A 21,648-nucleotide genomic window follows, 5' to 3' on the forward strand; every position below is an offset into this window, starting at 1 on the left:
GCCGTCGCCTAATCGATCCGAGGTCGATTGTCGGTAAATACCACCGCTCCGTCGTCAGCTACTTGAAACACTGAGATGCCGAGGTACTTCAGTGCTGGCCTTATCCGATCAACGTGGACATTGAACCATCGCGACGATGGGATACCGATCGCAAAACGATCGCCAGGAATGTCTTTCTGGAACCGCCAGCCACCAGTCATCAAAAACGCCGCTCCGGTCCGTGACCAAGCATCATTAGACGTGTCGGCCCCAGAATACGCCCCACCTTTGGCCTCAATCAGCCAACGCTCGCCTGTATCGTCGCGCTTGGCAGCGATATCGTAGCCGCGAGCACCAGCCTTTATGGCATTGATTTCCGAGAAGCCGTTTGCATTTAGCCACGCCTCAATCGCGTCAACGACACCTTGTTCCCTTAGCGGCATGCTTTCCCCCTCTGACCCAATCCTGCATCTCTTAGGGCATGTAGAGTTAAGGATTCCCGCTGAGGTCCGCGAAATGCGCTCGTAGGGTAGCGTGAACCTCCAACATGGGAGGTGGAGGATTTTGTCCTCCTTGGGCGATCAACGCTGCGATTTCGGCGGGGGGGCGCTCGATCAAAGATGCCGAGACCGAGATTACGCCTTTTGAAGGCGAGCAGAATCGACAGTAAGGGCAGTTTCAGGTCATACGGCAGCCGGAGTGCTCAGTTCGATGCGTAGTTCCTAGAAATTAATCCACCTCATGATGCACATCGTCGGCCTGCCGGACAAGGCGGTGGCCGAGAGCCGCGAGCGGGTCCAGGCGGCCCTTCATGCTTCCGGCCTGTCGATGCCGTCGAAAAAAGTAACGATCAATTTGGCGCCCGCGGATTTGCCCAAGGAAGGCAGCCATTACGATCTGCCGATCGCACTCGGCCTGATGGCGGCCCTCGGCGCCATTCCGGGCGACATGCTGGCCGGCTATGTCGTGCTCGGCGAACTGTCGCTTGACGGGACGATCACGGCGGTCGCCGGTGCGCTGCCGGCGGCGATCGGCGCCAATGCCGAGGGCAAGGGCCTGATCTGCCCGTTCGCCTGTGGGCCGGAAGCGGCCTGGGCGGGGCGGGAATTCGACATTCTGGCGCCGCGCAGCCTGATTGCCATAGCCAACCATTTCCGCGGCACGCAGGTGCTGTCGCGCCCGGAGGCCGGCATCCACGCCTCGGCACGCGACCTGCCCGACCTTGCCGACATCAAGGGCCAGGAGACGGCGAAGCGGGCGCTGGAACTGGCGGCCGCGGGCGGCCACAATCTCTTGATGATCGGTCCTCCGGGCTCGGGAAAATCGATGCTGGCGCAGCGTCTTCCCTCGATCCTGCCGCCGCTGGCGCCGAAGGAATTGCTCGAAGTCTCGATGATCGCCTCGGTGGCGGGCGAGCTCGGCGAAGGCAAGCTGACCGACCGGCGGCCATTCCGCGCCCCGCACCATTCGGCCTCGATGGCGGCTATGGTGGGCGGCGGCATACGCGCGCGGCCGGGCGAAGTGTCGCTCGCCCATCACGGCGTGCTGTTCCTCGACGAGTTCCCCGAATTCACGCCGCAGACGCTCGATGCGCTGCGCCAGCCGCTTGAGACCGGCGACTGCATGATCGCGCGCGCCAACCACCGCGTCACTTATCCGGCACGCATCCAGCTGGTGGCGGCGATGAACCCGTGCCGCTGCGGCATGGCCGGGGAACCCGGCTATCGCTGCCTGCGCGGCGAGCGCTGCCGCACCGACTACCAGGCGCGCATCTCAGGCCCGCTGCTCGACCGCATCGATCTTCGCATTGAAGTGCCGGCGGTCTCGGCCAGCGACCTGATCCGGCCCGACCGGGCGGAAAAGAGCGCCGATGTGGCGCTGCGCGTCGGCCGCGCGCGCACCCTCCAGCGCGAGCGCTTCGAACGGCTCGGCGTCAGCAGCGCCACCACCAACGCGCATTGCTCTCCCGCAGTCATCGAAGCGATCGCCATGCCGGACGCCGCCGGCCTGTCGCTGCTCAAGGACGCCAGCGAAAAACTCGCCTTTTCCGCACGGGCCTACCATCGCGTGCTGAAAGTCGCGCGCACGCTCGCCGATCTCGACGCCAGCGAGGCCGTCGGCCGCATCCATCTGGCCGAAGCGATTTCCTACCGCATGAGTTCGGAGCGCATGGCGCAGGCGGCGTAGAGTTCGCCCGGAGGCCGGCATCCCGCCTCGGCACCTGGACCTGCCGACCTCGCCGGCGGAGAGATGGTCAAGCGGGGAGTTTGAAGTGACGGCGGCCGGCGGCCCTGCTCATTGATCCAATTCAGGACAAAGCGGCAAAAGTGACCCTTCAGGTCATGGCCGCAGCCCTCGCCGGAACCAGCTCGATGAGGCGCCGCAGGCTCAGGCGCTCTCCCGCGCCTTCAGCTCCAGCCGCCGCTTATGCAGTACGGGCTCGGTGTAACCATTTGGCTGGCTTGTTCCCTTGAACACAAGGTCGCAGGCGGCCTGGAAGGCGATCGAGCTGTCGAAGTCCGGCGCCATCGGCCGGTAGAGCGGATCGCCGACATTCTGCAGATCGACGATCGCGGCCATGCGCTGCAGCGAATCCCTGACCTGGATTTCCGAGCAGACCTTGTGGCGAAGCCAGTTGGCGATGTGCTGCGAGGAGATGCGCAGCGTGGCGCGGTCTTCCATCAGGCCGACGTCGTTGATGTCGGGAACCTTGGAGCAGCCGACGCCCTGGTCGATCCAGCGCACGACATAGCCCAGAATGCCTTGCGCGTTGTTGTCGAGCTCGCGCTGGATTTCGTCGGGCGTCCAGTTGGGCCGCACGGCCACCGGTACCGAGAGGATGTCGTCGAGTTTCGCCTTTGGCCGGCTCTTCAGCGCCGCCTGGACGGCGTGGACATCGACCTTGTGATAGTGCGTGGCGTGCAGCGTCGCCGCCGTCGGCGACGGCACCCAGGCGGTGTTGGCGCCGGCCTTGGGGTGCGCGATCTTCTCGACCAGCATGGCCGCCATCAAATCCGGCATCGCCCACATGCCCTTGCCGATCTGGGCATGGCCGGCCAGCCCGCATTCGAGACCGGTGTCGACATTCCAGGCCTCGTAGGCGGAGATCCAGGCGGCTTGCTTCATGTCGCCCTTGCGGATCATCGGGCCGGCTTCCATCGAGGTGTGGATCTCGTCGCCGGTGCGGTCGAGGAAGCCGGTGTTGATGAACACCACGCGCTCCCTGGCGGCGCGGATCGCCTCCTTGAGGTTGATCGTCGTGCGCCGCTCCTCGTCCATGATACCCATCTTGATGGTGTTTGGGGCCATGCCGAGCAGGGCTTCGACGCGGTCGAAGATCTCGACGGCGAAGGCGACTTCCTCCGGCCCGTGCATCTTCGGCTTCACCACATACATCGAGCCGGCGCGGGAGTTCATCCGCCGCCCCTTCGGCCCAACGTCGTGAAGCGCGATCAGGGCCGTCATCGCCGCGTCCACGATGCCTTCCGGTGCCTCGTTGCCGTCGCGGTCCAGGATCGCCGGATTGGTCATGAGGTGGCCGACATTGCGCACCAGCATCAGCGAGCGGCCGGGCACGGCCAGCGTGCCGCCGGCGGGGATGGTGTAGACGCGGTCGGGGTTGAGCTTGCGGGTAAAGCTCTTGCCGCCCTTGGTGATCTCTTCCGCCAGATCGCCCTTCATCAGGCCGAGCCAGTTGCGGTAGACGACGACCTTGTCCTCAGCATCCACCGCCGCGACCGAATCCTCGCAGTCCTGGATGGTCGTCAGTGCCGATTCCAGGATGACGTCGGCGATGCCAGCCGGATCGGTGCGGCCGATCTGGTTGGCGCGGTCGATCAGGATCTCGACATGCAGTCCGTTTTTCACCAGGAGCACGGCTTGCGGATTGGCGGCGTCGCCGCGATAGCCGACGAATTGCCTGGGGTCGGCCAGCGTCGTCGAGCCGGCGCCTTCGCCGACCTTCAGCGCGCCGTTCGCGACGGACAACCCGTTGACGCCGGCCCATTTGCCCGTGGTCAGCGGCACCGACTGGTCGAGAAAGTCCTTGGCCCAGGCGATGACCTTGGCGCCGCGCGCCGGGTTGAAGCCCTTGCCCTTCTGCGCGCCATCGGTTTCAGGAATGGCGTCGGTGCCGTAGAGCGCGTCATAGAGCGAACCCCAACGCGCATTGGCGGCATTCAGCGCATAGCGCGCGTTCATCACCGGCACGACAAGCTGCGGCCCGGCGACGACGGCGATTTCCGGGTCGACATTGGCGGTCGAGACGCTGAAGGCCGGCCCTTCCGGAACGAGATAGCCGATCTCCTTCAGGAACGCCTTGTAGGCGTCCATGTCGATCGGCGCGCCATTGTCGCGATACCAGCCGTCGAGCTTTTCCTGGATGGCATCGCGTTTTGCCAGCAGCGCCCGGTTCTTGGGCGCCAAATCATGGACGATGGCCGAAAATCCGTCCCAGAAGCGCGCCGCCTCGATGCCGGTGCCGGGCAACGCGTCGTCGACGACGAAGTCATGCAGCTCGCGGGCAATGCGCAATCCGGCGATCTCGACGCGATCGGTCATCAGGCTACTCCAGATGAAAGGCTTTGCGGGGCGTTTGGCATGTTTGGGGTTGCGGGGTCAATTCAGCTTAGGGTGAAGGTGGGGCATTTTGGGCGGTTGGCCAACCTACCCCCTCGTGGGGGAGATGCCCGGCAGGGCAGAGGGGGGCGCGAAGGATCGCCGACGTTGCCCACTTTTGCCGTGGGACTCATCCCAACCAGAATATAGGAGCGAAGGGAGAACGGAGATGCTGGCGGGACAGCGCCCTCCTCTGGCCTGCCGGCCATCTCCCCAACGAGGGGGGAGATCGCTCTTCTTCCTCAAACCGCGATCCTTGGCCTGCCGGAGGCCACCGCCACGACATGCGCTTCGATGAACATGCGCTGCGCTTCGACAGTCGAGACCCGGAACTCCGTTGCCACGTCGATCTCGGCGCTGTCGGTGCCGGCATCAAGGGCCCGCTGGGCGACAATGGCGCGGACATCCGCCTCGGCGGCTGCTATCGCCGCCGCCTCGTCGAGGAAATCGCGCACCGTTTCACCCGAGGCAAGCCGGAACAGGCCTTCCTTGGGCTGGCTGACGCGCGCCTCGGCCGAGACCCTGACCTGGCCGACGACGGCACCAAGCGCGTTGGCGACATCGGTATCCCGGGGCACCACGCACTCATTGCCGACCAACGGCGCCAGGCCGGCATAGTGCAGGGGGGCCGAAGCGCCGAGCCCGATGACCGGACGGTCGAGCGCGACGCTGAGGCGGGCGATGCCGGGGTGGGCGTCGACGGCGCGCTGGACCAGCGCGTGCGCCACGGTCGCCGCGCCATCGAGCCCGTCCTCGGCAAAGGCGGTTTCCAGGATATATTCGGCCGACCAGCGCGTCAGCGTCACCAGCACTCGTTCCGAGATCGCTTCCGGGGAGGCCGCGATCGCCTGGCCACGGCCATCGCGCCTGCGGGCGAACAGTTCGGCGCCTAAGCGGGCGGCGGCGGCATCCCAGTTCGCCTGCTTGCCGAGCACATGCGCGGCATCCGACGGCGTGAAGCCTGAGATATGCACCAGCCCGCGCGAGACCAGCCGGTTCAGCGTGGCGTTCTGGGCGTTCGACGTCAGCAGCCTGTCGAGGGCAAGCGGCGTCGCGCCAATCGCCTCGTAGAGCTTTGCCTCCGGTGCGGTCAGCCCCGCGGCGAGCCGGTCCGGCACGCCGGTGCGGACCGCGAAGCGGCCGTCCATGCGGCCGGTGTTGGGCGCGCGCAACTGGCGTTCGAGTTCCGCCGTCACCGCCTCGCCATGCGCCATGCCGGCCAGCGCCAGCGGCACCAGGCGGCGCGGCCCGAGCAGGATCTTCGGATTGAGCGCGCCGTCCTCCAGCGTCACTTCGGAATCGCCGCCTAGGCCGAAAGTGCGCATGGCCACCGCCTCGACCATGGTGCGGAAGCCGCCGACGGTGGCGCCTTCGGGATCGAGCCGCGGCCGGCCGCCATCGAGCACAGCGACATCCGTGGTGGTGCCGCCGATGTCGGAGACCACCGCGTTGTCGAGCCCGGTCATGTGGCGGGCGCCGACCAGGCTGGCGGCGGGGCCGGAGAGGATCGTCTCGATCGGCCGCTGGCGGGCAAACTCCGCCGAAACCAGCGCCCCATCGCCGCGCACCACCATCAGGGGAGCGGCAATGTTGCGCGCCTGAAGGAACCTCTCGGTCGCCGCCACCAGCCGGTCGATCATCGAGATCAGTCTGGCATTGAGCAGCGTGGTGAGCGCACGGCGTGGCCCGCCGAGCTTGGCCGACAATTCGTGGCTTGATGTGACCGGCAGGCCGGTCCTGTCGCGGATCAACTCGCGGGCGGCGATCTCATGCGCGGGATTGCGGGTGGCGAAATAGGCGCAGACGGCGAAACCGGACACCGACGCGCCGAGTTCCGGCAGCATCGCCTCCAGGCCGGACAGGTCGAGTTTTGCCGCGTTGCCGTGCACATCATGGCCGCCCGGACAAAACACCACCGGGTCGGTGCCGAGTGCCGTCTTCAGCCCATCACGGGCAAGATCGGCCTCGGAAAAGCCGATCATGACCAGCGCCACCCGGCCGCCCTGCCCCTCGACCAGCGCGTTGGTGGCGAGCGTCGTCGACATCGAGACCAGCTTGATGTCAGCCGGATCGGTGGCCGCCTTTTCCAGGACCGCGTCGACGGCACCCGAAATGCCGACGGCCAGATCATGCCGCGTGGTCAGCGCCTTGGCCTTGGCCAGCACCTTGCCCTTGTTCGGCCCCTCTTGCGGACCTTCGGTCTCGGACCACAGCACGGCATCGGTGTAGGTGCCGCCGGTGTCGATGCCGAGGAAGAGAGGGGCGGGCTTGGTCTTGGCGGTCATTCTTTGGTGGATCCGGGACGGGAGGCGTTCTTTTCACCCGTGCCCTTAGCCGAAACGGGCCGGCCGATAAAGCAGCGTGAGATGGGCCACGGTGTCGTGAACCCACCGGAAGGTCGGTGCGCCGTCCCGCCAACGTATGTGGGGTTCCTCGTCGCCACGAGAGGGGAGATTGGCAGCGTCGACGCGCCGCCTTATCCGACAAACCCAACCTTCTTATGACTGCCATCGCAGAACGGTTTGTTCGCCGAGTGGCCGCAGCGGCACAGGAAGACCTTCATGGTGCGATCGACCGTGTGGCCGGTGCCGGTGACGATCTCGACATTGCCTTCGAGCTTGAGCGGGCCGTTGGTGGTAGGCGTCGCCTTCAGCGGGCCGTCACGGGCCTCCAGCGCGGGCGCGTCCTTCAGCGCCGGTTCGCCGGTGGCGGCAAAGCCCGCCTTGATGTGGCTGTTGTCGCAGAACGGCTTGTTCTGCGAGGCGCCGCAGCGGCAGAGCGTGGCGCGGAAGAATGTCTCGTCGCCAAGCACGATCTCGGCATGCACCGCCAGCGGACCGTTTTCGCGCAACCGCACGGTGTTGACCACAGGCGGTTTTTCCTGCGGTCCGCCATCCTTGCGCATATAGGTGATGGCGCCCGAGGGGCAATTCTCGGCCAGCGCGACGATCTTTTCGACGCTGGCCGCCTCGGGATGGATCCATTGTCCCGGCGCGTTGGGCACGAAGACATTTGGGTCGCCGAGCACGCAATTGCGCGAGTGGATGCAGCGTTTGCCGGAAAATCCGACGTCGATCTTGTCGCTTTCGACCATGCCAGCCATTGCCGTGCTCCCTGTGTGCCTGGAGCACACCGCGCCTGATTGCACGGCGTGCCTTGGGTGTTTGGGCTATGGTCCCCAGCGGGAAACCCGTCAAGCTGGCAAACCGGTCAGGGGACCAGATCGATCTCCTCGGTCTCGCCGCCGCTGCAGGTATAGCAGCAATCCTCGCATTTTTCCTTGTTGCCGGGGCCGACGCCCCAATAGGTGCCTTCGTCGCCGTCAACCCAGGCGCCGTAGCAGATCGATTCGCCTTCATTGCAGGATATCGGCAGCTGCTTGGTCTCGCCGTCATCGAGATAGAAATCCTTGCCATCGCCCGGCCAGACATAGTCGCGATCCTGGCTGTAGAGCTCGAGGCGCATGGCGTTGGGGTGGCTGTTCTTGACGGCGAAGGTGACGTCGCCGGCTTGGGCGGTCGATACAAACAGGACGGCAAGCGAAAACGCGGCGGCGAGCCGGCGCGCTGATGTGAAAGACATGAAAACCCCCGATGTAGAATCGGCCCCCACGGCCGATGGGGGATCATGACATGACGCGGGCGGGCACTAAAGGGATGATGCCGGCAATCCCGTCCAAATCATCGCGACATTTCGCCTTATCGCTGCCAGAAGGGCAGTTTGGCGATTTCTTCCTCTACCTGTGGCGTCGTCAAACCGATGTCGTCGATCAGATGTGGACTGACCTCCGACATTCGCTTGAGGTCCCAGCGAAAACGTGTCCGCTCGCGCCAGGCCGCGATGGTGTTTCGCAAGACCGCCAGGCGCCGACGCGGCGCTTGCTTGGGACTTGCGGGCTGCCGCACTGCCGGCGGAACCGAAACAAGGATATGGTTCATGACAACCTCCGTGGGGCCGGAGCCCTCAAGCTGAAAGAGGTTGCATTCTGCGGGACGCGAACGCCGCCGTAATTAAGGCCCGCCAAATAGTTCTCAAAAGTTCCAAACGGCGTCTAACTCCTTGTTTTCGTGCAGTTCCTCCAGGGAAAGCGCTATGCGCTTCGCCGGGGCACCGCTTCGCACTTTTCCTGGAATTGCTCTATAGATGCGCCATGCAGGGAGAGCGCTTTGCCTTTGGCCCGTTCATGCTCGATGCCGGTGCGGGAACGCTGCTCCGGAACGACGTCCCCGTAGCCATCGGTTATCGCGGGCTGAAGCTGCTCGCGGCGCTGGTCGCAAGGGCCGGCGAAATCCTTGAGAAGGCCGAACTCATGGACGCGGCGTGGCCGGGCACGGCCGTCGAGGAAGGCAACCTCACCGTCCAGATCGCGCAATTGCGCAAGCTGCTCGGTCCGCCCGGCATTGCTAGTGAAGGAGGCGGCGAATGGATCGCCACCGTTCCACGCGTCGGCTACCGCTTCACGGGAGCCGTCGAACAGCTCGCCGGCGCCAAGCGAAAACCGTTGCCGCTGCCTGACAAACCATCGATTGCGGTGCTGCCCTTCGTCAATTTCAGCAACGATGCCGGGCAGGACGCTTTCTGCGACGGCTTGACCGAAGACCTGATCACCGACCTGTCGAGGATCTCCGGCCTGTTCGTCATCGCGCGCAATTCGACCTTTGCCTATAAGGGAAGGGCGATGGATGTGCGCGAGATCGCCAGGGAACTTGGCGTCCGCTACCTGCTGGAGGGCAGCGCGCGGCGTGACGCGGGGCGCGTGCGCATCAACGCACAGCTGGTCGACGCGGCGAGCGGCGACCATCTCTGGGCGGAACGCTTCGACCGCGGCCTGGACGATATCTTCGCCGTCCAGGACGAGGTGACCGCCAAGATCGTGGAGGCGTTGCTCGGCCGGCTGCGCGCGCCGCCGCCACGCAACCGGCCCACCAATCTCGATGCCTACGATCTGTGCGTGCGGGCGCGCAAGCTGATCGACGATTCGCCGCAGACGGCACGGGAAGCGCATCTGATGCTGACGCGCGCGGTTGCGCTCGACCCCGACTACGGCGAGGCCTGGCTCGCCATGAACCACTGGATGGGATGGGTGCACTGGGGCGAGCCGATCGACCCTAACCGCCGCATTGCCCTGGACCTGGCGCGCAAGGCGGTCGCGATCGATCCGAACGATGCCGGCTGCCACTGGGTGCTCGGCAATTTGCTTGCCTATGAGCATGATTTCGCCGAGTCGGATGCCGAATTCGCCAGGGCGTTCGAACTCGACCCCAACGAGGCCGATGCCTGGGCGACATTGTCCGATATAACGACGCTCGCCGGGCGGGTGGAGGAGGGCCTGCAGCAGATCCGCAAGGCGTTCCGGCTGAACCCGTTTCCGGCAAGCTGGTACTATCTGACGCTCGGCCAGGCGCAATATGCGGCGCGCGACTACGCTGCCGCCGTCGAGACGCTGCGCCGGGACGAGACCTACCGCACCAGCTCACGCCGCTTCCTTGCGGCAAGCCTTGCGCAACTTGGCCGGCTCGACGAGGCGCGCGCGGAGGTCGAGCTGTTCCTCGTCGGCAACCCGCATTTCACGACCCGCCACTGGGTGATGACCGAGCCGTTCCGCGACGACGCGACGCGTGAGCATTTCATCGAGGGCTTCCACAAGGCCGGCCTCCCAGACTGACGCCCGGAATGACCGCCTGGACGGGATCCCCGATCACGGCACCAGGTCGATCGTCTCGGTCGCGTGCTCCACGCAGATGAAACAGCAGGTATCGCAGGGCTGGTCGTTGTCTGGGCCGACGCCGGCGGAAATCTTGTCATTGCCATCGACCCAGGCGCCATAGCAGATGCGTTCGCCCTGGTTGCAGGAGATCGGCACTGATTTCTGCGAGTCCGGATCGACAAGGAACACCTTGTCGTTGCCCGGCCAGACGGTCTCACGGTCGCGGCTGAACAGCTCGACCGCGACCGCCTCCTTGCGCAGGTTCTTGACGAAAAAGGCCATATCGGCGGCATCGGCCGAATTGGCCAGGACCAGTGCCGCCAGCGCAACCATGCGAAACAACGTCACCGCCGACCTCCCCGAATCATCGCGGGCAGATTTGCACGGCCGCCCGGAACTAGGAAGACACGCGGCCCTCCGCAGTGATCTCACGCCCCAGCCTCACCGCTTCACGCACCAGCAGATCGAGATCGTCGCGGCGGGTGCGATGATTGGTGATCGCCACACGCAGCCAGTGCTCGCCATGCACGGTGGTGTCGGAGAGTGCCGCGATGCCTTGCTCCTGCAGCCGCAGCATGATCTCGGTGTTGAGCGCCTTCAGCGCTTCGCCCGCCAAACCGGGTTGGTAGCGGAAGCAGACGATGTTGATGGTCGGCGCTGCCGCCAGTTCCAGCGAAGGCTCGGCCTCGATCAGCCTGGCCAGATAGGAGACCTGCGCGATGTTCTGGTCGATCAGGCGGCCTAATTTTTCGATGCCATGCTCCTTCAGCGCCATCCACACTTTCAGCGCGCGAAAGCCGCGCGAGGTCTGCAGGCCATAGTCGTGCAGCCATTCGCCGGATGCGAGGCCGCGCGGCGTCGATTCCAGATATTCCGGCGTCACCGCGAAGGTCCGGCGGTGCGCTGTGGCATCCCTGACCAGGGCACAGCCGACCTCGAACGGCGCGTGCAGCCATTTGTGCGGATCGAGCGCGATCGAATCGGCCCATTCGATGCCGGCGACGCGGTGGGCGTTTTGCGGCGCTATCGCGATCAGCGCGCCAATACAGCCATCGACATGAAACCAGAGTCCTTCCTCGTGCGCGAGTTTGGCAAGCGCCCTGAGATCGTCGATCGCGCCGGTGTTGACCGTACCGGCATTGCCGATGACGCAGGCCGGCGTGACGCCGGCTGCCCGGTCCTCGGCGATCGCCGCGCGCAAGGCCGATATGTCGATGCGCAGCCCGGCATCCGTCGCGATCCGGCGCAGCGCCCGGTTGCCGAGCCCAAGCGCTTCCATCGCCTTGCGATGGCAGGAATGGATCTGGTCCGAGCCGTAGAAGCGCAGCGGTTTTTCGATGGCGGCGACGCCGTGTTCGCGCACATCGATGCCGGCCTTGGCGTTGCGCGCCACGGTCAGCCCGATGATATTGGCCATCGAGCCGCCGCTGACCAGCGTGCCGGAGGCCGATGCCGGAAAGCCCAGCATCTCCTTGCACCAGTTCACCACCTGGTTGTCCATCAGCCCCGCGGCGTGGTTGCCGCCGCCGAGATTGGAGCCCTGGATCGCCGCCAGGAAATCGCCGATCGCGCCGGTGAAGTTGCTCGACCCCATGTACCAGGACCAGAAGCGCGGATGGATGTTGCCCATGGGATAGGACATCACGGTGCGCGAGACCTCGCCGTAGACGGCGGCAAGCGGTGCCGGCGAGCGCGGCAACGGGGCAGTGAAGAAGTCCCGCACATCGGCCGGCATCTCCCGCCACACCGGGCGGTCGCGCACGTCGCGCAGATAATCGACGGCATCGTCGACGACCCGGTGCGACAAGGCTTGCACATCGGCCCAGTCGGCGGGGTCAAGCGTTTCCTCGGCCACCATGCCGACGGTTTCTCGCGCAATGTCCATGACTGCCTCCGTCAAGCCGCCGGAAACTGGCAGCCAGGCGTCGAGCGCGACAGCGCCAGCTCGTCGGCATCCATTTCGGCCTCGATGCCGTCGAACAGCGGTGTCGACATGTAGCGCTCGCCGGTGTCGGGCAACATGCACAGGACCACCGATCCCGTCGGCGCCTTCTCCGCGACCTGCCGCGCCACGGCGAAGGTGGCGCCGCCGGAAATGCCGGTGAAGATGCCTTCCTTCTGGGCTAGCGCCCGCGCCCATTTGATGCCCTCTGGCCCTGCGATCGGCATCACCTCGTCATAGAGGCTGGCGTCGATCGCTTCCTGCAGGACATTGGGGATGAAGTCCGGCGTCCAGCCCTGGATCAGGTGCGGCTCGAAGGCCGGATGGCTGGCGGCGGGGGCGCCACCGGCAGCGCGCAGCTGCGTCTTGCCGCTGCCGATCAGTTGCGCATTGGCCGGCTCGGAGAGCACGATGCGGGTATCGGGCCGTTCGCGGCGCAAGACTCGCGCCACGCCGACGACGGTGCCGCCGGTGCCATAGCCGGTGACGAAGCAGTCGAGCCGCGAGCCGGCGAAATCGTTGATGATTTCGCGCGCCGTCGTCGCCTCGTGGATGGCGGCATTGGCGGCCGTCTCGAACTGGCGGGCGAGGAACCAGCCATTGGCCTCAGCCAGCTCGACCGCCTTCTTGTACATGCCAAAACCCTTTTCGGCGCGCGGCGTCAGCACCACCTTGGCGCCGAGCATGCGCATCAGCTTGCGGCGCTCGACCGAAAAGCTGTCGGCCATGGTGACGACCAGAGGATAGGCTTTTTGCGCACAGACCATGGCGAGGCCGATGCCGGTGTTGCCGCTGGTCGCCTCGACCACGGTCTGGCCCGGCTTCAGCGCGCCGCTGCGTTCGCCCTCCTCGATGATATTGAGCGCCAGCCGGTCCTTCACCGAGGCGCCCGGGTTGAAGAACTCGGCCTTGACGTAGATGGTCGCATGGGCCGGCGCGAGATTGTTGATGCGCACCGCCGGCGTGTCGCCGACAGTGTCGAGAATGCCGTCGAACAGGCGCCCGCGCCCGGCGGTGGTCCTGATTTTCTGTTTGTTCAACATCGTTGATCTCCTCGATCGTGTTCATTTTCACGGACCGGTTACAAACCGGCGGCCCGGGCGGCGAGGTCTCGAGACCTTGCCGCGCTAGGACTGACGTTGCCGGCTATGCGGCAATGATCGCTGCCGGCGCGAAATTCGCCGCCGGATGCGCCAGATCGTGTTTGGTGATAAAGCAGGGGCCGACAGGCCAGCGTGGGAGCAGGCGTGGAAACGGACGTGGAATCCGCACCATCGAGCCAGGACGGCGGAATGCCGGGCCTGTCCGTGCGCCTGCTCGGCCAATTGGCGATCACGCGCAACGGTGTGCCGATGGCACTGCCGGCCTCGCGCAAGCTGCGGGCGCTGCTTGCCTATCTGGCGCTGGCGCCGCACCCGGTGGGGCGCAGCCGCCTATGCGAACTTCTGTGGCACGTGCCCAACGATCCGCGAGGCGAGCTGCGCTGGTGCCTGAGCAAGTTGCGCGGCGCTCTCGACACGCCGGACCGGCGCCGTGTCCGCACTCAGGACGATACGGTCGCGCTCGATCTCGGCGGTTGCCTTATCGATGCGTTGGAGATCAGCCATGCGGCCACGCACGGGGTCGACACGCTCGATGCCGAGCGGTTGCGAGCGCTGGCAGAACTCTTCGCCGGCGATTTTCTCGACGGGCTGGAACTCGAACGCAATCCGCACTTCAACAGCTGGCTGATCGGCCAGCGCCGCCGTTTCCGGTCCGTCCACGCGGCGGTGCTGGAACGGCTCGTCGCGAGCCTGCCCGCTGATTGCGACGAAGCGACCGCCCATCTCGACAAATGGGTGGAACTCGCGCCTTTCGAGGGGCGCGCGCATACGGCGCTGCTGGCGAGCCTCGCCCGGCGCGGCGAGATCGCCGCGGCCGAGAAGCATCTGGCGGTGGCGGCACAGCTGTTCCAGTCGGAAGACCTGGATTTCGTCCCGCTCCGGACAGCCTGGCGGGTGATCCGCGACCAGCAGTCGGCTGCCTCGCCGCGGCCGCAGCCGGCCTGCCAGTTCACAGCATCGCAATTGACGTCACCTGGTCCGCCTGACTCCGGTCCACTCGACTCCGGTCCACTCGAGCCGAGCCATGCGTCGCTGGCGGTGATGCCGTTTATTGAGGAATCCGGCCTGCGCGGCGGGCTGGCCGATGGCCTTACCCACGACATCATCACCCGTCTCGCCAAGCTGCGGGATTTCTTCGTCATCGCGCGCGGATCGGTCTTCGCACTGGCCGACAAGGGCATCGCACCCGAGGAGGCCGGTCGCCGGCTGAAGGTCGACTATGTCGCCACCGGCACGGTGCGCAGCATGGCCGGCCGCCTGATCGTCGGCGTCGAACTCGTCGAGGTGCGTACCGCCAGGATCGTCTGGGCCGAGACCTTCGAGCACCGTCCGGACGACATTTTTGCCGTGCTCGACGACATCGGCGACAGCATCGTGTCGTCGATCTCGGTGGAGGTCGAGACCGTCGAGCGTAACCGAGCCCTGCTGAAGGCGCCCAACTCGCTCAACGCCTGGGAGGCCTACCACCGCGGCCTCTGGCACATGTATCGCTTCACCCAGGCCGAGAACGAAACGGCGCGGCATTTCTTTGCCAGGGCCTTGCAGCTCGATCCGACCTTCGCCCGCGCCTATGCCGGCCTGTCCTTCACCCATTGGCAGAACGCCTTCCAGCGCTGGGACGACCGCGACCGGGAAAGCGCGCTGGCGTTCGAGAGCGCCGGCCAGAGCCTGCTGGCCGACGACCACAATCCGGCCGCCCACTGGGCAATGGGGCGGGCGCTGTGGCTGCGCGGCGAACAGGAGGGCTCGCTCGGCGAACTGGAACAGGCGGTCAAACTCAGTCCCAATTTCGCGCTCGGCCATTACGCGCTGTCCTTCGTCCACTCGCAGTCGGGCGACCCGAAAGCGGCGATAAGCTCCTCAGACCATTCGCGCCACCTCAGCCCTTTCGACCCGCTGCTGTTCGGCATGCTGGGCGCGCGGGCGATGTCGCATGTCCGTCTCGGCCAGTTCGAGGAGGCAGCCGTATGGGCGCGGAAGGCAGCGGCGCGGCCGAACGCGCACGCCATCATCCTGGCGATCGCGGCACATTGCCTGGCGCTGGCGGGGCGGCTCGACGAGGCGCGCGGCTTTGCAGCCGCGATCCGCAAGACGTTGCCGGATTACCGCGCCGACGATTTCATCGGCACGTTCCGCTTCGAGCCCGACGCCGAAGCGTTGTTCCGGCAAGGCGCCAGGCGGATCGGGCTCGGCTGATTTCAGGCTTGAACGCCTGCGTTAACGAAGTCGGAAGGAGTTGCTTAACCGTTCACGGCTATGTGACCTCGGGGGGCCATGGCAAAGTGAGTATGATGAGCAACAGCCCCGACAAGCGCAGCGAATGGCGCGCCATTCTTCATATACAGGCCCGCGTCGCCGTGCTGTTCGTTCCGGTCGTGGCCAGCCTGCTGCTCATCGCCGCCCTTGCCGGCAATGATCGCAAATCCGTTCCGGATGTCGACCGGACAGTTACCGGTTCGGTGCGATAGATCAGACCGGCCCGCTTTTCCCAGCTCGCCGAAGTACTCAGTAAAATCGCGGGATCAGGCCGTTCTGCGGCGTCGTGCGGTCGCCGAGGTCGAGAAAGATCTCGTCGACATAGCACCAGCCCCAGCCTTCCGGCGGGTCATAGCCCTCGATGACGGGATGGCTGGTGGCATGAAAGTGCTTGGTGGCGTGGCGGTTGGGGGAGTCGTCGCAGCAACCGACATGGCCGCAGGTGCGGCAGAGCCGCAGATGCACCCACCACGAGCCGCTCTTCAGGCATTCCTCGCAGCCAAGCGCGCTCGGCGTCACGTCCTTGATCCCAGCCGCGTGTCTGCACTCGTCCGCCATCACACTCCCCCAACAGTTGAGGCGCGTCGGCATGGCTGCCTTCCCGCGCAAGAAATGCATGCAATGCCGCCACAACCTGGGCGCCTTCGCCGACCGCCGCCGCGACGCGTTTGACGGAGCCGGAGCGCACGTCACCGATGGCGAACACGCCGCTGCGGCTCGTCTCCATCAGGCCATGTGCCGATCCCATGTCCGATCCGGTGCGGATGAAACCCCTGGCATCCAGCGCCACGTCGGACTGGGCGAGCCAGTCGGTATTCGGGTCGGCACCGATGAACAGGAAGAGATGGCGGATCGGCCGCGTCGTCGAGGCGCCGCTCGAGCGGTCGCGCCAGCGGACCGTGGCAAGATTGCCTTCCTCGCCGTCCAGCGCCTCGACCTCGGTGCCGGTCAGCACCTCGATGTTCGGCTGCGCCCTGATGCGCTCGACGAGGTAACGCGACATCGAGGCTTCGAGACTGCCGCCACGCGCCAGCAGCGCCACTTTCCTGACATGGCTGGCCAAAAAGACGGCCGCCTGCCCAGCCGAATTGCCGGCGCCGACCAGCGCTACTTCCTGGCCGCCGCAAAGCCGCGCTTCGATGGGCGAGGCCCAATAATGCACGCATGTGCCCTCGAACTCGGCGAGATTGGCGACGTCGAGGCGGCGGTAGCGTGCGCCGCTGGCGATCACCACCGAGCGCGTGCGCACCGTCTCGTCGTCGCCGACCGCAAGCTGGTAGCGCGCGCCGTCGGTGGCGGCACCGAGCAGCTTCACCTCGTCGGGGATGACCATCTCGACGCCGAATTTCTGCGCCTGGTTATAGGCGCGCGCCATCAGCGCCATGCCGGTAATGCCCGTGGGAAAGCCAAGATAGTTCTCGATGCGCGCGGAAGCGCCCGCCTGGCCGCCGAAGGCACGGCAATCGAGCACGATGGTCGACAGCCCTTCGGAGGCCGCATAGACCGCCGCCGCCAGACCGGCCGGCCCGGCGCCGACAATGGCGACGTCATAGACCTTGCTGGCGTCGACCGGCCGCAGCAGGCCGATGCAGCGGGCGAGGTCTTTCTCCGCGGGATTGAGCAGCAGCCTGCCGTTCGGGCACAGCACGACCGGCAAGTGATGGGGATCGACATGGAAGTGCTCAAACAGGGTCTTCGCGCAAGGATCGGTTTTGGAATCGAGCACGCGGTGGGGCTGGCCGCTGCGGGCGAGAAACCCCTGAAGGCGCAGGACGTCGCCATTGTCGGCCGGTCCGATGATGATGGGACCGATCGTGCCGCTCTCGAGCAGCCCGACGCGGCGCAGGATCAGCGCCCGCATGATGCGCTCGCCGAGATTGGCCTCCTGCATCATCAGGTCGCGCAGCCTCTGCGAGGAGATGACGAACGCCTGCACTGGCTCGGCGGCCTGCGCATTGACCAGCGAGGGACGGGCCGAAAGCTGCGCCAGCTCGCCGACGAAGCTGCCCGGGCCATGCGTGACGATCGTCTCGCGCCGGCCGAGCTTGCCGTCCTGGGTGATGTCCACCTTGCCCGACAGGACGACGATCAGCCCCGGAGACACATCGCCGGCCTCGAAAATGTGCTCGCCGGCGGCATAGGCGCTGGCCTCACCGAACCGGCGCATGCGCTCGATGTCGGCCTCGGCCAGGGTTGGGAAGGCCTGGTCGCGGCGGGCGCCGAAGATCGCGGTGGCGGATTGAGACATGGGAGCGAGCGTAGCGAAGCCGGAGCCCGGTTTGAAGCGGTTTGTTGGGGACTGGCCAGGAGGGGAGGTCATCGGGCAAGAAAAAAGCCCGGACGAACCGGGCTTTTTTCTTGAGCTTCTGAACCGATCGAATGGTTCGAAACGGGAATTTGGTGCCCAGAAGAGGACTCGAACCTCCACTCCTTGCGGAACACGGACCTGAACCGTGCGCGTCTACCAATTCCGCCATCTGGGCTGGTGCGGGCTCAATAAGCGGGCAAGCGATTGCTGTCAACGCGCTTTTTGGAACAGGACGCCAAAAGCTGGGAAGTCGCTTTAGCAAAGCTGGTGGAGGCCCGCCGCCGCAACTCGCCAGCCGTCAGCCCTCCAGCACTTCCTTCGAGGCCACGGTCGAATCGGCGTTGAGCTGGTAGATCACAGGCACGCCGGTGCCGAGCTCCAGCCTGACGATCTCCTCGCCCGACTTGCCGTCCAGCGCCATGATCAGCGCGCGCAGCGAATTGCCGTGGGCGGCGACCAGCACGGTGCCGCCGCGCAACACGTGCGGCTGCAGATCGTGCAGGTAGTATGGCCAGACGCGGGCGCCGGTGTCCTTCAGGCTTTCACCGGCGGGCGGCGGTACGTCGTAGGAGCGACGCCAGACATGCACCTGCTCCTCGCCCCATTTCTGGCGCGCATCGTCCTTGTTGAGGCCGGAAAGGTCGCCATAGTCGCGCTCGTTCAGCGCTTGGTCGCGAATGGTCTTCAGGTCGCTCTGGCCGACGGCGTCGAGAATGTGCTGGCAGGTCTTCTGCGCCCGGACCAGCGCCGAGGTGAAGGCGATGTCGAATTTCAGGCCGCGCGCCTTGAGCTTCTGGCCGGCGGCCTTGGCCTCGGCGTGGCCCTGCTCGGTCAGGTCGACGTCACGCCAGCCGGTGAACAGGTTTTTCAAATTCCATTCGCTCTGGCCGTGACGCACGAGCACGAGAGTTCTCGACATTTTTGCTCCTCTGGGGTCTGAGCATTCCAGGAAAAGTGTGTAGCGGTTTTCTGTCCGGACTTGCGTAAGAACGAAGATGGTTCAGGGTCGTTTCAGGCAAGCCCGAGCACGTCCCGCATTGAGTAAAGGCCCGGCTTCCTGCCGCGCGCCCAAAGTGCGGCCTTGACGGCGCCGCGGGCGAAGATGGCGCGATCCTCAGCATGGTGGGACAGCGTGATGCGCTCGCCGGTGCCGGCCAGGATCACGCTGTGGTCGCCGACCACCGAGCCGCCGCGCAGCGCGGCGAAACCGATCGAGCCGGTTTGTCGCACACCCGTATGGCCGTCGCGTGAACGCACGTCGTTGCCGGCCAGTGCAATGCCGCGCCCGGCGGCGGCGGCCTCGCCGAGCAGAAGCGCGGTGCCCGAAGGCGCGTCGACCTTGTGCCTGTGGTGCATTTCGAGGATCTCGATGTCGAAATCATCGGCATCGAGCGCGCGCGCCGCCTGCTCGACCAGCACCGCCAGCAGGTTGACGCCGAGGCTCATATTGCCCGACTTGACGATGGTCGCGTGGCGCGCGGCGGCAGCGATTTTCGCATTGTCGTCAGCCGAACAGCCGGTCGTGCCGATGACGTGGACAATGCGCGCCTGCGCCGCGTAACCGGCGAACTCGACCGTCGAGGCCGGGGTGGTGAAATCGAGCACGCCATCGGCCCTGGCGAACACCGGCAGCGGATCGCCGCCGATCGGCACATCGATGCGGCCGACGCCTGCCAGTTCGCCCGCATCCTTGCCCAGATGAGGCGAATCCGCGCGCTCGACCGCGCCGATGACGCGGGCGCCCGGAATGGCGTGGATGGCGCGGATCAGCGTCTGGCCCATGCGGCCGGCCGCGCCGACCACCACAAGTCCCATATCGCTGGCCGTCTCGCCTGATATTGCCGATGTTTCGCTCATGCCGTGCTCCCGGCGATGTTCCCGGTCTCTAATTCCTGAACCAAAATTTCGGCCGGCGCGCTGTCGTCGACAAGCCCCAGGCCCTTGACGCCCTGTATCCGGTGGAAACGGGCATAGACGCTGTGCGGGTCGGCCATCAGCGAGGCGTGCGTACCCTCTTCGACCAGATGGCCCTGTTCCAGCACGATGATGTGGTCGGCATTGACCACGGTCGACAGGCGGTGCGCGATGACGATGGTGGTGCGCCCTTCCATGACCTTGGTGAGCGCCTGCTGGACCCGGGCTTCGGCCTCGTTGTCGAGCGCCGATGTCGCCTCGTCGAGCAGCAGGATCGGTGCCTGGCGCACGATGGCGCGGGCGATCGACACACGCTGGCGCTGGCCGCCGGAGAGCGTGGCGCCATTCTCGCCGACCGGCGTGTCATAGCCTTGCGGCTGCTGGCGGATGAACTCGTCGGCCGCGGCCAGTCGCGCGGCCTGTTCGATCTCGGCGTCGGTCGCCGAGGGGCGGCCGTAGCGGATGTTGTCGCGGATGGTGCCTTCGAACAGATAGGGCGCCTGCGAGACATAGGCGATCGAGCCGCGCAGCGACTGTTTGGTGATCTTGGAAATGTCCTGGCCGTCGATCTCGATCGTGCCGCTCTCGACGTCATAGAAGCGCTGCAGCAGCGCCACCAGCGTCGTCTTGCCGGCGCCGGATGCACCGATGACGGCGGTCATCTTGCCGGCGGCGGCGACGAAGCTCAGACCCTGAAGGACAGGCGCCTCCTCGACATAGCGGAAGGAGACGTTGTTGAAGCGCACTTCGCCGGTGGTGAAATATGCCTGTGTGGCGCCAGGCGCATCGCCCTGCTTGGGCTCGAGGTCGAGCAGTTCGTAGATCATGCGCGCGTTGACCAGCGCCCGTTCCATGCCGACCTGCATGCGCGCCAGGCGCCGCGCCGGATCATAGGCCAGGATCAGCGCGGTGATGAACGAGAAGACCGCGCCCGGCGGCTGGCCCAGAACCAGCGCCCGGTAACCGGAATAGGCGATGACGGAGGTGACGGCGAGACCAGCCAGCATATCGGAGATCGGCGACAGCCGTTCGGAGACGCGGGCAATCTTGTTGGAGCGCTGTTCGGCGTCGTTGGCGAGCTTGCCGATGCGGCCCGACAGTTCGTCCTCCATGGTGAAGGCCTTGACGATGGCGATGCCTTGCGTGGCTTCCTGAACCGCGCCGATCAGCCGCGAATTGATGAGTACGGATTCCCGGGTTATGCGCCGCACGCGACGGGTGAGGTAGACGACGGCCCAGATCAGCGGTGGCCCGATCAGCAGCGAACTGAGCGACAGGACCGGATCCTGGTAGACCATGACGCCGAGAAGCCCGATCAGCGTCACCGCGTCGCGGGTAATCGAGGTCAGCGTCAACGACAGCAGGTCGCGGATGCCGCCGACGTTTTCGTTGACCTGCGCCGCCAGCCGGCCGGAGCGTGTGTCGTTGAAGAAGCCGACGCCGAGCTTCATCAGGTGATCGAAGATGCGCTTCTGGTAGCGCGCCACCAGATTGTTGCCGATCTTGGCCAGCGCCACCGCCTGGCCATAGCCGGCGAAGCCGCGCAGCAGGAAGGCCGCCATGAAGCCGGCGCAGATCCAGACGATCGCATCGCCACGCCGTTCGTAGAATATCTGGTTGACCATCGGGGCCATGATCCAGGCCGTGAAGGCGGTCGTGCCCGAAACGATCAGCGAGCAGGTGATGACCATCACATAGGTCCAGCGATAGTCATGGCTGTTCTCAGCGAGAATGCGGCGCAGCACCGCTGTGACCTCGCCGGGCCGGGCTTTCAGCTTGTTTGGAGTTTGAAGTGTCAAATCAGAGGGCTTTGTCGGTTTCC

General features: G+C 65.8%; 16 protein-coding genes, 1 tRNA gene and 2 pseudogenes. 4 read left to right on the forward strand and 15 right to left on the reverse strand.

The window, feature by feature from the left end:
* Positions 1-8: 8 nt before the first annotated feature.
* Positions 9-422 (reverse strand): hypothetical protein, encoded by a 414-nt coding sequence (locus FJ492_RS20000; protein ID WP_140771770.1) that lies wholly within the window; start codon positions 420-422, stop codon positions 9-11.
* Between the two features lie 307 nt (positions 423-729).
* On the opposite strand from FJ492_RS20000, the pseudogene FJ492_RS20005 reads away from it, so the two are divergent.
* A pseudogene (locus FJ492_RS20005) lies at positions 730-2,166 on the forward strand (YifB family Mg chelatase-like AAA ATPase); the annotation flags it as partial.
* 201 nt (positions 2,167-2,367) lie between these two features.
* Here FJ492_RS20005 and FJ492_RS20010 read toward each other — a convergent pair.
* The 5 genes from FJ492_RS20010 to FJ492_RS20030 all read right to left on the reverse strand — a co-directional run bounded on the left by FJ492_RS20010 (position 2,368) and on the right by FJ492_RS20030 (position 8,534).
* Complete coding sequence (locus FJ492_RS20010) at positions 2,368-4,539, reverse strand: malate synthase G (RefSeq protein ID WP_140771773.1); 2,172 nt, start codon at positions 4,537-4,539, stop codon at positions 2,368-2,370.
* Between the two features lie 299 nt (positions 4,540-4,838).
* Positions 4,839-6,881, reverse strand: coding sequence for a hydantoinase/oxoprolinase family protein (locus FJ492_RS20015; protein WP_140771775.1), 2,043 nt, complete (start codon positions 6,879-6,881; stop codon positions 4,839-4,841).
* 191 nt (positions 6,882-7,072) lie between these two features.
* On the reverse strand, positions 7,073-7,699 hold the full coding sequence (locus tag FJ492_RS20020) for a CDGSH iron-sulfur domain-containing protein (protein WP_140771777.1): 627 nt from the start codon (positions 7,697-7,699) through the stop codon (positions 7,073-7,075).
* Positions 7,700-7,806: 107 nt separating this feature from the next.
* Complete coding sequence (locus FJ492_RS20025; RefSeq protein ID WP_140715639.1) at positions 7,807-8,178, reverse strand: hypothetical protein; 372 nt, start codon at positions 8,176-8,178, stop codon at positions 7,807-7,809.
* A 116-nt stretch (positions 8,179-8,294) separates the two neighbouring features.
* The gene (locus tag FJ492_RS20030; RefSeq protein ID WP_140506988.1) at positions 8,295-8,534 is read right to left on the reverse strand and encodes a DUF1127 domain-containing protein; all 240 of its coding nucleotides are present in this window, start codon (positions 8,532-8,534) and stop codon (positions 8,295-8,297) included.
* Between the two features lie 212 nt (positions 8,535-8,746).
* Between FJ492_RS20030 and FJ492_RS20035 the strand changes: the two genes are divergently transcribed.
* Positions 8,747-10,261 (forward strand): winged helix-turn-helix domain-containing tetratricopeptide repeat protein, encoded by a 1,515-nt coding sequence (locus FJ492_RS20035; protein ID WP_140771779.1) that lies wholly within the window; start codon positions 8,747-8,749, stop codon positions 10,259-10,261.
* A 33-nt stretch (positions 10,262-10,294) separates the two neighbouring features.
* Here FJ492_RS20035 and FJ492_RS20040 read toward each other — a convergent pair whose 3' ends face one another.
* The 3 genes from FJ492_RS20040 to FJ492_RS20050 are packed head-to-tail and all read right to left on the reverse strand — an operon-like array spanning position 10,295 to position 13,288.
* The gene (locus tag FJ492_RS20040) at positions 10,295-10,651 is read right to left on the reverse strand and encodes a hypothetical protein (RefSeq protein WP_140506991.1); all 357 of its coding nucleotides are present in this window, start codon (positions 10,649-10,651) and stop codon (positions 10,295-10,297) included.
* A 49-nt stretch (positions 10,652-10,700) separates the two neighbouring features.
* Positions 10,701-12,188: an aspartate aminotransferase family protein gene (locus tag FJ492_RS20045; protein WP_140771781.1), complete on the reverse strand. Its 1,488-nt coding sequence runs from the start codon at positions 12,186-12,188 to the stop codon at positions 10,701-10,703.
* Positions 12,189-12,199: 11 nt separating this feature from the next.
* Entirely contained in the window at positions 12,200-13,288 is a 1,089-nt protein-coding gene (locus FJ492_RS20050; RefSeq protein ID WP_140771783.1) for a pyridoxal-phosphate dependent enzyme, read from the reverse strand.
* 249 nt (positions 13,289-13,537) lie between these two features.
* Between FJ492_RS20050 and FJ492_RS20055 the strand changes: the two genes are divergently transcribed.
* Together FJ492_RS20055 and FJ492_RS20060 are read left to right on the forward strand one after the other, a co-directional pair.
* Complete coding sequence (locus tag FJ492_RS20055) at positions 13,538-15,544, forward strand: BTAD domain-containing putative transcriptional regulator (protein ID WP_140771785.1); 2,007 nt, start codon at positions 13,538-13,540, stop codon at positions 15,542-15,544.
* A 95-nt stretch (positions 15,545-15,639) separates the two neighbouring features.
* Positions 15,640-15,816, forward strand: coding sequence for a hypothetical protein (locus FJ492_RS20060; RefSeq protein ID WP_181165991.1), 177 nt, complete (start codon positions 15,640-15,642; stop codon positions 15,814-15,816).
* A gap of 37 nt (positions 15,817-15,853) precedes the next feature.
* Here the strand turns inward: FJ492_RS20060 and FJ492_RS20065 are convergent, their stop codons facing one another.
* From FJ492_RS20065 to FJ492_RS20090, 6 genes and pseudogenes are all read right to left on the reverse strand, one after another.
* A complete protein-coding gene (locus FJ492_RS20065; protein ID WP_140771787.1) occupies positions 15,854-16,162 on the reverse strand; it encodes a UBP-type zinc finger domain-containing protein in 309 nt (102 codons plus the stop codon).
* 34 nt (positions 16,163-16,196) lie between these two features.
* Positions 16,197-17,852 (reverse strand): annotated as a pseudogene (locus tag FJ492_RS20070) (FAD-dependent oxidoreductase); the annotation flags it as partial.
* A gap of 150 nt (positions 17,853-18,002) precedes the next feature.
* A tRNA-Leu gene (locus tag FJ492_RS20075) sits at positions 18,003-18,087 on the reverse strand.
* A gap of 123 nt (positions 18,088-18,210) precedes the next feature.
* A complete protein-coding gene (locus tag FJ492_RS20080) occupies positions 18,211-18,831 on the reverse strand; it encodes a 2,3-bisphosphoglycerate-dependent phosphoglycerate mutase (protein ID WP_140507004.1) in 621 nt (206 codons plus the stop codon).
* 92 nt (positions 18,832-18,923) lie between these two features.
* Complete coding sequence (gene dapB, locus FJ492_RS20085; protein ID WP_140771789.1) at positions 18,924-19,769, reverse strand: 4-hydroxy-tetrahydrodipicolinate reductase; 846 nt, start codon at positions 19,767-19,769, stop codon at positions 18,924-18,926.
* On the reverse strand, positions 19,766-21,625 hold the full coding sequence (locus FJ492_RS20090) for an ABC transporter ATP-binding protein (RefSeq protein ID WP_140771799.1): 1,860 nt from the start codon (positions 21,623-21,625) through the stop codon (positions 19,766-19,768). Before FJ492_RS20090 ends, dapB begins: the two co-directional genes overlap by 4 nt.
* Between the last annotated feature and the right edge of the window lie 23 nt (positions 21,626-21,648).

Source organism: Mesorhizobium sp. B2-5-4 (genome assembly GCF_006441095.1).
Classification (GTDB): Bacteria; Pseudomonadota; Alphaproteobacteria; order Rhizobiales; family Rhizobiaceae; genus Mesorhizobium; species Mesorhizobium salmacidum.